Raw genomic sequence first — 11,908 nt, 5'->3', positions numbered from 1 at the left:
CGGCCAGAGCATTGCCGCGTGCAACCGTCTGCCGTGGCGCCGGGCATCATTTCTGCCAGCGCTTGCGCGCATGCAGGTAGGCGGCGGTGTCGCCATAGCCCAGACGTTCCGCAATCTGCGCCCGGGTCAGCCCCTGCAGGGCCAGATACTGATCGAGTTCGGCGCGTACCAGATCCAGCAGGTGGCGGTAGTTCAGGCCCTGATCCTGCAGGCGCCGGCGCAGCGTCCGGGTGGTCAGGTGCAAGGCGGATGCGACATCCTCCAGCGAAACCTGCACCCCGTCCAGCAGACCACGACGGACCTGCGCCGCCACCTGCCCGGCCGTACCGCCAAATTGTTGCTGCTGCGCCAGGCGTCGGTCCAGTTCACAACACACCAGCTCAAACATCGCCCGGTTGGCACCGGGATGGGCGCGCTGCATGTCCGCATCGTTAAACCACAACTGATTCTCGGCAGCGGCAAACTCCACGCACTCGCCCAGCACCGGCCGGTAGGCCTCGTAATAGTCCGGTTTCCGGTGACGCAGACACACCCGCGCAGGCACCAGCACTGTTCGCGCCGCAGCACTCATCTGGGTTACCGCCATGTTCATGTAGTGCTCAACCAGATACCGCTCCAGCCCGGCAGCCGCGTGAACCCGAATACTGACACCGGTCATACCGTCGTCCTGCACCCGCCTGACGGAATCCATGGAAGAAGCCAGCGACTGGTAACGGACCCAACAATCCAGCGACTGCTGCGGGGTATCGGCATAGAGACCGAGGCAGGCCAGCACATGCCAGTCCTGCGGTGTGAACAACGAGAACAGATGCAGACCAATTGCCGGATCGTGCTCTGCAGCCCTGTGCCAGAGCTGCTCCAGCGCCACCAGATCGAAATCTTCGCGGTCGCCACGCTCGTGCAAGAAGCGTTGCAGCACCTTGCCAAGCGGGCCGTGATGGAAGCGCTGAATAGACACCTTGGCCGATTCAACTCTGTTTTTGTCCTCTGCGCGCATGTCGGGAAAATCCAATATGGCTTTTGATTGCCAGGCAGTCGAGTTAACAAAACGCCCGCAGAGGTTAGCATGGAAACAATCACAACAAGCCTGAACCCCGCCGTTATCGTCGCCGGGATCTTTTTCTCCTTCATCCTGCTTGAACTCATCGTCGGCCGCTTCTTCCAGCCGGCTGGTCAGCGCCGTGACGCGCTGATCGAGATCATCGGCTCGACCCTGTTACTCGGGGTTACCGTCCCCTTCATCACCTTCGCCAGTGGCGCCCTGATGCAGCAGCTGGCGCCCGAGTGGCAGGGCGCCCTTAGTCAGCTGCCATGGCTCGCCGGCTTTGCCCTGTTCCTGTTGTTTGACGATATGACCCAGTACTGGTGGCATCGTCTGGCACATAAAGTGCCGTTCCTCTACGACCTGCATCGGGCCCATCACTCCGCCCAGTACATGAGCATCCGCATCGTCTACCGCAACAACAGCTTCTACTACCTGCTGATGCCCGGTATCTGGTTCTCCGGCATCCTCATCTATCTGGGCCTGGCACACGTCTACTTCGTTTATCTGATCCTGAAGATGTGCGTAATCTATGGCGCCCACAGCAGTGTGCCGTGGGACGCCAAGCTGTATCAGATCAAGTGGCTGAAGCCGGTCATGTGGGTAGTCGAGCGCACCATCTCCACCCCGTCTACCCACTCGGCTCACCATGGCCTGAGCGCAGAGGACGGCGTCACCAACTACAAGGGCAACTTCGGCAACCTGCTGTTCTTCTGGGACATTCTGTTCGGCACCGCCAAGATCACCCGCCGCCGTCCGCCCAAGTACGGCATCGAGAACCTCGGCCCGGTCAGCTGGACTCAGGAGCTGTTCTGGCCGCTGGTGCGCAAACCAAAAGCCAAACCCACCCCCGAGTTCAACCCCGAGGTCGCCAAATGAGTCGTCATATTGCCCTGATCGCCGGCTCCAGCCAGCAGAACAGCCAGAGCGCCAAGGTCGCCAACTGGCTGGCCACCAACCTGCAAGGCAGGAACTGCAGAACCAGCGTAATAGAACTCGCCCGACAACCGCTGCCGCTGTGGCCCGAGGCTGACAACAACGGCGTTTGGCCGGAGATTTCTGCGATCCTGCGCAGTGCCGACGCCTTGGTCGTCATCAGCCCGGAATGGCACGGCATGGCCAGTCCGGCGCTGAAGAACCTGTTCATGTATGCCGGCCGCGCCGAGCTGGCACACAAGCCGGCGCTGCTGGTGGGTGTGTCAGGCGGACAGGGCGGCAGCTACCCGCTGGCCGAGCTGCGCGCTTCCAGCTACAAGAACTGCCGCCTTTGCTACCTGCCCGAGCACCTGATCGTTCGCAACGTAGAACAGGTCATGAACCCGGACGAGCCCGCCAGCGAAGACGACCAGCGTATCCGCGCTCGCGCCGACTGGGCCATGGGACTGCTGCTCGATTACACCGAAGCGATGGCCCCGCTGCACGAGCGCCACCGCAGCCCGCCAGCGGACTGGATGAACGGGATGTGATCAGTTGGCGGTCGCGCCCAGGTCCAGCCCACTGATCCGCCGCACCGGCGTCTGCACCGCCGCCTCAAACACGCCGGGGCGGCTTTCCAGCAGGCTGAAGTGTTTGCTCGCACGGGTAATGGCGGTGTAGACCAGCTCCTTGGTCAGTACCGGGTTGCGCGCCTCAGGCAGCACCAGCACGGCGTGCTCGAACTCCGAGCCCTGCGACTTGTGCACGGTCATGGCAAACACCGTTTCCACCTCCGGCAGACGGCTGGGCAGCACAAAGCGAATGCCGCCCTTGCCATCGTTGCGCGGAAAGGCGACGCGCAGCGCCTCGGTCTCCGACTGACCGGCGTGCAACGCCGGTTCGCGGATGCGCAACGCAATGCCGATGTCACCGTTCATCAAGCCCAGACTGTAGTCGTTGCGGGTGACCAGCACCGGGCGCCCCTCGTACCAGAGCTTGTCGGCGTGCAGCAGACCGCGACGGCTCAGCAGATCCGCCACACGCTGATTGATGCCTTCGACGCCCCATTCCCCGCGGCGCACCGCACACAGCAGCTGGAAACGGTCGAAGGCGCGCAGCACATCGCCCGCCCAGGCTTGCCAGCAGGGATCATCGGCCATCGCATCCGCGCCCGGGCGCTGCGCCTGTAGTGTGCTCAGATAGGCGCCATAGCCTGGCAGTCCACCCTCGCTGCCCAGCACCAGCGCGGCAAACTCGGGGTCGCGCAGGTCCTGCAGGCGCCGGCTGTGAATATCGGCAAACTGCCCCCGCTGCAGCAGATCGCGCGCAGCAGTCGCGTCGCAGCGATTAACCGCGCGGGCCAGCTCACCGATGCCGCTGTCAGCACCAAAGCGGTGGGAATGGCGCAACATGGCGGTCTGCTGCTCCAGCAGATGGGTCGTCTCGTCACCGGGCTGCAAACCGCTTTCGGCCAGCGACTGACCGCTGACCTGCTGCAACCAGTCCAGCGTGGCCGCTGAGTAGCAACCGGCGTCGGCGCGTCTGCACAGGTCGCCCAGCACCGCGCCGGCTTCCACCGAGGCAAGCTGATCCTTGTCACCGAGCAATACCAGTCGCGCCTGCGGCGGCAGCGCGGCCAGCACGTTGGCCATCATTTCCAGATCGATCATCGAGGCCTCGTCCACCACCAGCACATCCAGCGCCAGCGGGTTACCCGCGTGATGGCGGAAGTGGCGGCTGTCCGGCAGGCTGCCGAGCAGGCGATGCAACGTGCTGACCTCGGTCGGGATGGCAGCGCGCACCACGTCATCAACCGGCAGCGCGCCGACCTGCCGCCCGATCGACTCGGTCAGCCGCGCGGCGGCCTTGCCGGTCGGTGCGGCCAGGCGGATACGCAGCGGCTTGCCCGCTTCCACTGCCGGCGTCTGCAGCAACGCCAGCAGCCGCACCACCGTGGTGGTCTTGCCGGTACCGGGGCCGCCGGTAATGATGCTGAAACGCCCGCGCGCCGCCAGTGCGCAGGCAATGCGCTGCCAGTCCGGGTTCTGCTGACTGCCGGCAAACAGGGTATCCAGCCGCTCAGGCAGATCCCCGGCAACCTGCAGTGGGTGCTGCAGGCGCTGATGCAGGGTCGAAACAACGTGCCGCTCGTGCTGCCAGTAGCGGCGCAGATACAGACGCTGGCCAACCAGCACCAGAGGGCAACGGCCCTGCTCTGGTTGCTGGCTGTCTACCACCCGGCTCGCCTGCAATGCCGCACGCCAGCTGTCCAGCGTAATGCCCGCCAGTACCGCCGACGGCAGCGGCGTATCGATCAGGCTCTCCCCTTCCGGCGGCAGCGACAGGGCAAAATCCGGCTCGGCCAGCGTCGCCGCCAGATCGAGGCAAACATGTCCATGACCCAACTGGTGGCTGACCAGCGCCGCCGCCAGCAGCACTGCCGGGCTGGTTTCCGCCGCCTGCTCCAGCAGAAACCCGGCGAAGGCCCGGTCCAACGCCCGCAGCCAGCCGTTGGCCAGCCAGTCGTCCAGCAGCTGCAGCAGCGCGACGCTGCTGTCCAGCTGCGTTGCGGATGCGGGCAGCGCGCCGAGCAGATCCAGTTGATCACCCTGCATGGTCAATCTCCTCAACCGGCTGGCCGGCGAACAGGCGGTCCAGCGTTTCAATCAGCTCGCGCGGCGGGCGCTGATGGCAGAGGCCGCCGTTTTCCGTTTCCACACCCCGCATGAACCAGTAAAGCGCGCCGCCGATATGACGGTCGTAGTCGTAGTCCGGCAGCCGCGCCTGCAACTGGCGGTGCAGCGCCAGCAGGTAGAACACGTATTGCAGGTCGTAACGGTGCTCCAGCAGCGCACGGCTCATGGCCGCCTCGCTGTAATCGGCCGCCGTTGCACCCAGCCAGTTGGACTTGTAGTCGAGCACGTAATAGCGCCCCTCGTGCTCCAGCACTAGGTCGATATAGCCCTTGAACAGGCCGTTCAGGCGGTCACGCTGCAGCGCCGGACGCGGCTGCCCGTCCAGCGTCATCGCCGTGACCAGCCGATCGATCTGCTGCACGTCGACCTTGCTGGCGGCAAACATAAAGGCCATTTCGCTCTGGTAACGCGACGGCGGCAGCTCACCCAGCGCCAGCTCGGTACCCGGCACCAGACCCGGGCGCTGCAGCAATTGCCCCAGCCAGTCGCTCAGGCAATCACTCCACTCACCCCAGCCACGGCGCTGACAGCGCGGCGCCAGCCAGCGCCGGCAACGCTCGGTATCCTGCAACGCCGAGAAGCCTTCCTGCGCCGCCAGCTCCAGCAGACCATGCAGAAAGGTACCGGGCTGGGGGCCACGGGGGAAGCGGTGAATACTCGGCTGCTCGCCACGACGCAGCGGCACAAAACGGCTCTGGCGCTCGTCGTCGGCAATCCACTCGGCCAGCGCGCTGTCGGTACTCTCGCCGCTGAGCGCCAGCGCACTGTAGGAGCCGATCCACCATGAATCGAAGCGACCGTGCGCCGGGCGGCGGGCATCGACCAATGCCGGGCCATCATCCAGCACCTGCAAGCGCTCGTCACGCGGCTCCGGCGCACCCTGCAGCGCGACCACCTCGCCGTCCGGCTGCCAGCGGGTCAGCCAGTCTTTCAGTTGAATAGATGATTCCAGCGCCGCGCCACCGCCCAGCAGCCAGGCAATCGCGCTGTGATGCAGCACCGACTGCTTGTTGTTGCCGCTTTTGAGGTCAGCCATGCCCAGCCAGCAGGCGTGACGCGCGCGGGTCAGCGCAACATAGAGCAAGCGCAAGTCTTCACCAAGCCGCTCGCGGTCAGCCTCGGCCACCTGGTCGGTGTTCGGCTTCAATACCCAGCCGTCGCGCAGACGCAGCGGCTGATCCGCCCGCACCGGGCGGCTCAGGCAGATAAAGGGCAGGAACACCAGCGGGTACTCCAGGCCCTTGGACTTGTGGATGGTTACCACCTTGACCAGTTCCGCGTCGCTTTCCAGCCGCAGTACCTGCTCATCCGCAGCCCCCTCGTCCGCCTGCCGAATCAGCTCGGCCAGGTGGCGAATCAGCGCCTGCTCGCCATCCAGCTCGCGGGCGGCGCGCTGCAACAGCTCAGCCAGATGCAACAGATTGGTCAGCGCGCGCTCGCCGTCGTCCTGCTGTTGCAGCCGTGCCGGCAGCTCAAAGTCGTGCAGAAGGCGGTGCAGCATCGGCAGCACACCCTGGCGCTGCCAGATACGCCGGTAATCACGGAACTGGTCGACCCGTTGCTCCCACAGGCGCTCGTCCTGATTCAACTGATCCAGCGCCTGCCAGTTGAGGTGCAGGCTGTGGCTGGCCAGCGCCGCGCGCAGCAGGCGGTCGTTGCCGGGCTCGGCACAGGCGCGCAACCAGCGCAGCACATCCTGCGCCTGTTGGGTTGCCAGCACCGAGTCCTTGTCGGACAGATACACACTGCGCACGCCGCGGGCGGCCAGCGCATCACGAATCAGCTGCGCCTCGCGACCGGTCCGCACCAGCACCGCCATGTCTGCCGGGCGCACCGGCGCAAGCGGCTGGTCGCTGCGGGCAAACCCGGCGCTGCCCTGCTGGCCTGCCTGCAGCAGCGCGGTCATCTCGCTGGCACAGCGCTCGGCCATCTCCCGTCGGTAGACATCGCCGCTCAACGGCTCCTCCGATTCCAGCAACCAGGCGGTCAAGGCCGGCGCGGGCTCACCGTTGCAACACCAGACCTCCTTTCGCCCGCGTGCCTGCACCGGCAGAAACGGCATCGGGTTGTCATCACCCTTGCGAAACAGAAAGGCGCCAGCGGCGAAGTTCTGCTCGGCCTGCTCGAAGACCCGATTGACCGCCGTGACCATCGTCTGGCTGGAGCGGAAGTTGGTATCCAGATTCTCGTGCCGCCCGGCGGTGTCGCCACGGGCGCGCAGGTAGGTATGAATATCCGCCCCGCGGAAGGCGTAGATCGCCTGCTTGGGGTCGCCGATCAGCAGCAGCGCGCTGTCCTGATCGTTCTCGGCAACCCGATAGATACGGTCGAAGATGCGGTACTGCAGCGGGTCGGTATCCTGAAATTCGTCGATCAGTGCGACCGGAAACTGCTGACGGATAACCTCGGCCAGCCGGTCGCCATTGGGGCCCTGCAGCGCCGCATCGAGCCGGGTCAGCATGTCGTCGAAGCCCATCTGCGCACGGCGGCGCTTTTCCGCCTCAAAGCGCACCGACATCCAGTCCGCCGCATGACGCAGCGCATCGCTGTCCGGATTCGGCAGCGCAGCCAGCGCCTCGCGCAGTTGCGGCAAGCCGCGCAGCGCCGGGTGATCGGGCACGGCGCCCTTCTTCCAGGCTTCGCCGAGGCCGTCTTCGCTGAGCCGGGCCCAGGCTGCCGGCGGCAGTTCAAGCTTTATCTGTTCCGGCGTCAGCGCCCATTGGCGCAGGGTCTCGAACCAGGGCGCGTAGTAGCGCTTCTGAATCTTGCGCTTGTCGACCACGCCCTGCTCGACCGCCTGATCCAGCAACGCTTCCAGCTCATCGGCCCACTGCACACAGGGCACCTTGAGCGCGGCCAGTTCGGCATCACGCTGGTTGAGTACCTGCTCCAGCAACGCCTGCAGTTCGGTAGCAGGCGCAGCGGCTGTCGGGTCGAACAACCGGCGCGCCTGTGCCAGCAACGCGTCCGGCTGGCCCCAACCGGACTGCACCCAGGCCAACGCACTGCCGTGCAGGTGATAGCAATGCAACCGCCAGTAATCACGCGCGACCTCGGCCAGCAGGTCGCGTTGGTCAGTTTCCAGCGTCTGGGTAAACAGGCTGCCGCTGTCGAAGGCGTGCTCGCGCAGCATGCGCTGACACCAGCTGTGAATGGTCGATACCGCGGCCTGATCCATCCACTGGGCGGCAATATCCAGCTTGCGCGCGGCGCTGGCGTGCTCGGCTTCAGGGATATCCGCCAGCAGGCCAGCGAGAATCGGGTCCGGTTCAGTCAGTTCACCGCGGAACGCCTGCGCCCCCTCTACCAGCCGTGCGCGAATGCGGTCACGCAGTTCCTGGGTCGCGGCCTCGGTAAAGGTCACCACCAGCACATCCGGCGGCAGCAGTTCACGGCTGAAGGCACTGTCGCCATCGCCATGCCCCAGTACCAGCCGCAGGTAAAGCGCCGAGATGGTGAAGGTCTTGCCGGTACCGGCACTGGCTTCAATCAGGCGACTGCCACGCAGCGGGCAGCGCAGGGCCAGAGGGCGTTGGTTGCTCATGTCTGGTCCTCCCCGGCCGGGGTAATCATCAACCATTCATCCTCAATCGCCTGCGCCAGCGGTTGATAGAGGGACTGTGCCCAACCGATAAACTCGTCGTTCGCCTGCAAGCTGGCAAAGTCGGGATAGCTGCGTTGCAGCGCCGGGCTGCCGTCGACCTCGCCGCGACTGAAGTCGTTGCCCTCGTAGCAGAGCCGTGCGGCACCGAGGCGCTTTTCGTCCTTGCCCTCGGTCAGCCAGGCGAAGGCGGTTTCCACGGCGACCGGCAACGGTCGGCTCAGGCCGTGCAGATACCCGAGCAACCAATCGCGCACGATACTGGCGGCGCGTTCCTGCTCCAGCGGCAGCAGCTGAATGCTGGCATCGGCACCGATCAGACAGGTCGTGAGCCGGTGACCAGAGGCCGCAGCCAGCACGTGCTGGCACAACTCGCCCAGCAACTTGCGCCAGCGCAACGCGCCCTTTTTACCGAGCAGGCTGCCGGTGACCAGCTGGACCCGCATCAGGCCGTCCAACGGAGCACAACGGCGCACGCCGGCAAGCCAGCTGACCACTTCGATAGTGGCGTCCGCTGTGCTCGCCACCGCCTGCAACAGCAACGGATTTTCCAGCGGCTGATCCCACAACAGCAGTTGCTCACGGAAGCGCTCAAGCTGTCCGCCCAAGGGCGCAACCAGTTGCGCCAGGGTCAGCTCACCGAAACCGGCCAGCGGCAGGCTGCCGCGCTGCTGCAGGCGGCTGGCCTGCTCAAGCAGCAGGGCCTGCCAGTCATCCTGCAAATCGGCCTGCTGCACCTGCTCCAGCAGCCACTGGCTGAGCTGGTGGCGCTGCAGACCGTCGAGTGCAAAGGGTTCGTCGTCTTCGCTGGTGCCGTGCTGCTCCTGCAGCCAGACCTTCAGCCGGGCGGCAAAAAAGTGCTCAACCGGGTTACGCAGAAAGCGCTGCAGCGCCAGCAGCTCGATGGGCGCCTCCAGCGTGACCGGCGCCAGCGGCTGGTCTGCATCATCGCCAGCACGGGAGTTGTGCAGCTGACGCCACTCGCGGGCATAGCTGAACAGCTCGGAATCGGCGCTGAAATAAGCGCGACTGAACGGCTGCAACGGGTGCTCGACGGTCAGCGCGTGCAACAGATCTGCGCCATCCGCCGTATGCCAGCCGGCGGCCAGATGATCACGCAGCTGGCCGATCAGCACCGACGGCGGCCGTTCACTGTTGTCGCGGATACTGCGCCCGACCCAGCTGATATGCAGGGCGTCGCGCGCTGATAGCAGCGCCTCAAGCAGCAGATAACGATCGTCCTCGCGGCGCGAGCGGTCGCCCGGTCGGTAATCACGGCCCATCAGGTCGAAATCCAGCGGTGGCTGCGCGCGCGGGTAATCGCCGTCATTCATGCCCAGCAGGCAGATGCGCTTGAACGGAATGGCGCGCATCGGCATCAGGGTGCAGACGTTGACCGCACCGGCGAGAAAACGCTGACTGAGCTGGCTCTGGCCGACACCATCGAGCCAGGCCTCGGCCACCACGTTGAGCGGCAGCGCCACGTCCAGCGCGACGCTGTCACACAGCTCCAGCCAGTCGGCCAGCCCCTCGTGCAGCTGCGCCAGCAGCAACTGATCGCGGTCACTCTCGGCGATAAAGAAGTCATCCAGCAGTTGGCGCAGGCGTTCGCCCCACTCACTCGGCACAGTCGCGCTGGCCAACCGCGTTTCGTGGCGGTCCAGTGCATCCAGCAGGCCGCTGAGCGGGCCGATCAGCGCCGCGTCCAGCCCGCCAATCTCGTCATAGGGTTCGATCTGCTGCCAGGCCTCGGCACCGCCGCTGGCGTAACCCAGCAGCATCCGGCGCAGGCCGAAACGCCAGCTGTTGGCTTCCAGCCCGTCTGGCAAACCCAGAGCGGCGCGGCGCTGCTGATCCAGCCCCCAGCGGATGCCTGCGCCCTCGATCCAGCGTTGCAGGGTCGGCAGGTCGGCCTCACTCAGGCCAAAGCGACTGCGCAGCGCCGGCACATCGAGCAGGTCCAGCACCTCACTGACCGGCAGCCGGCTGTCAGGCAAACGCAGCAGGTGCTCCAGTGCAATCAGCAGCGGCTCCTGGCCGCGCTGGCCCTGATCAGCCAGGGTAAAGGGAATCGCCCGCGGGTCGTCGCCACTGTGCTGACCAAACACCGCCTGAATATGCGGTGCGTAGAGGTTAACGTCCGGCACCATGACGATGATGTCGCGTGGTTTGAGGTCCGGGTCGGCAGCAAAGGCGGCCAGCAGCTGATCGTGCAGCACTTCGACTTCGCGCTGCGGGCTGTGCGCCAGGTGAAAGCGGATGGAGTGATCCCGTGCGGTGTCGACCGCCGGCCACAAGTCGCGGGACTCGGCCAGCGGCCGCAGCTGCAGGATGTCCTGCTGCAGTTGCTGCAGCAGCGTATCGCCAGCAGGTGCTTCAAACAGGTCAACCCGGCCACCGGCAATATTGGCGAAGCGTGCTTCGTAACTGGCGCGCTCGTCGTGCTGGTCGAGCAGGTTGATGTAGTCACGGCCCTGCTTGCCCCAGGCGGCCAGCAGCGGATGGGCGTGCTGGTGCAGGGTGTTCTCGTCCAGTTGCAAAGGCGTACCCGGCCGCCGCTGCTGGCGGCGGTACTCGTGGCGCAACAGGTCCTGATCGGCAACGATATCGCCCCAGTGGTACTCACAGGGGTTGAGCACGCAGAGCAGCACCTGAGAGAAGCGGCCGATCACCGCTAGAGCCTCCAGCGTCTGCGCCGGCAGCGACGAGATACCGAATACGATAACCCGCCGCGGCAGACTGGCTGGCCGGCTGTCACAGTCGAGCAGGTGCTGGACAAAACGCGGATGGATACCCGCCCGGCTGTCGCTCAGGCGTTCAGCGCCCACATCCACCAGCACCGCGCGCCAGAGCGCCGGCTGCCAGCGTTCCTCGTCATCCAGAGGCCGCGCGCCGGTTCGCGCCAGGCCGATATGGTCGCGCCCGGCGGCCCAGTCATTCAGCCAGTCGGCCCGGTAGACCTGATACTGATCGAACAGGTCGGCCAGCCGCACCGCCAGTTGGTAACGCTTGCGGCAATCGTGGTCATCGGCGAGAAAGCGTTTAAGCGGGGCGAAGTCGGGCTGATCCTGCAGTGCGGGCAGCAGCCGCATCAGCCGCCAGGTCAGCGGCTGCTTGTCGAGCGGCGATTGCTCGGGCACGCTGTCGCGCCCCAGAACGCCACGGTAACTATCCCATAGAAACCGCGCTGGCAGCTGCACGTCCAGCGCCGCCGCGATGCCGCAGCCGCCCTGAGCAGGGTCGGCAGCCAGCGCCATCTGCAGCCACTGGGCAATACCGTTGCTCTGCACCAGGATGACTTCGTTTTCCAGCGGCGCCAGCGGGTGCGCCCGCATCCAGTCCACCGCCAGCTCACGCAGGGTCTCCAGGCGGTTGCCGTGGATGATCATCAAACCGGGGGCGAGGCCGTTGGCGTCCTGCATGGAAGCTCCTTATAGGTGAAGAGACCGCAGTCTATCACCGGGCAGCGACAGGCGCGGTCGCAGCTTAAACCGCAAGTGGTTGAGAAGCGTTGGCGAGGCAGGCAGCGCAAGGCAAAGATCGCCGATAAGCGATCGGAGTCGCGCTCGACTTTACGAATTGTAAATGAGCACTTCGATCGGACTCGCGCCCGAGGCGATCTTTAACGCAGCGATGGCAACGCAGGTAGCTTCT

At 65.5% G+C, this 11,908-nt stretch carries 6 protein-coding genes; 2 read left to right on the top strand and 4 right to left on the bottom strand.

Annotated features, from left to right (window positions below; translation table 11 throughout):
- Window positions 1-46: 46 nt before the first annotated feature.
- Window positions 47-997: an AraC family transcriptional regulator ligand-binding domain-containing protein gene (locus ACKPCU_RS04880; RefSeq protein ID WP_321350322.1), complete on the bottom strand. Its 951-nt coding sequence runs from the start codon at window positions 995-997 to the stop codon at window positions 47-49.
- A 69-nt stretch (window positions 998-1,066) separates the two neighbouring features.
- Between ACKPCU_RS04880 and ACKPCU_RS04875 the strand changes: the two genes are divergently transcribed.
- Complete coding sequence (locus ACKPCU_RS04875; RefSeq protein WP_321350320.1) at window positions 1,067-1,921, top strand: sterol desaturase family protein; 855 nt, start codon at window positions 1,067-1,069, stop codon at window positions 1,919-1,921.
- Complete coding sequence (locus ACKPCU_RS04870) at window positions 1,918-2,508, top strand: NADPH-dependent FMN reductase (RefSeq protein ID WP_104739377.1); 591 nt, start codon at window positions 1,918-1,920, stop codon at window positions 2,506-2,508. Before ACKPCU_RS04875 ends, ACKPCU_RS04870 begins: the two co-directional genes overlap by 4 nt.
- Here ACKPCU_RS04870 and recD read toward each other — a convergent pair whose 3' ends face one another.
- Genes recD through recC form a run of 3 tightly spaced genes read right to left on the bottom strand, consistent with a single transcriptional unit; the run spans window position 2,509 to window position 11,676 of the window.
- Complete coding sequence (recD, locus tag ACKPCU_RS04865) at window positions 2,509-4,572, bottom strand: exodeoxyribonuclease V subunit alpha (RefSeq protein WP_321350317.1); 2,064 nt, start codon at window positions 4,570-4,572, stop codon at window positions 2,509-2,511. It abuts the gene before it with no gap.
- Window positions 4,562-8,197 (bottom strand): exodeoxyribonuclease V subunit beta, encoded by a 3,636-nt coding sequence (gene recB / locus ACKPCU_RS04860; protein WP_321350315.1) that lies wholly within the window; start codon window positions 8,195-8,197, stop codon window positions 4,562-4,564. The genes recD and recB overlap by 11 nt, the downstream gene beginning before the upstream one ends.
- Window positions 8,194-11,676: an exodeoxyribonuclease V subunit gamma gene (gene recC / locus ACKPCU_RS04855; RefSeq protein WP_321350313.1), complete on the bottom strand. Its 3,483-nt coding sequence runs from the start codon at window positions 11,674-11,676 to the stop codon at window positions 8,194-8,196. The genes recB and recC overlap by 4 nt, the downstream gene beginning before the upstream one ends.
- Window positions 11,677-11,908 lie beyond the last annotated feature (232 nt).

Source organism: Halopseudomonas oceani (genome assembly GCF_963677335.1).
Taxonomy (GTDB): domain Bacteria; phylum Pseudomonadota; class Gammaproteobacteria; order Pseudomonadales; family Pseudomonadaceae; genus Halopseudomonas; species Halopseudomonas oceani.
The sequence above is the reverse complement of the archived record's forward strand: the minus strand, read 5'-3'. Positions and strand labels throughout refer to the sequence as shown.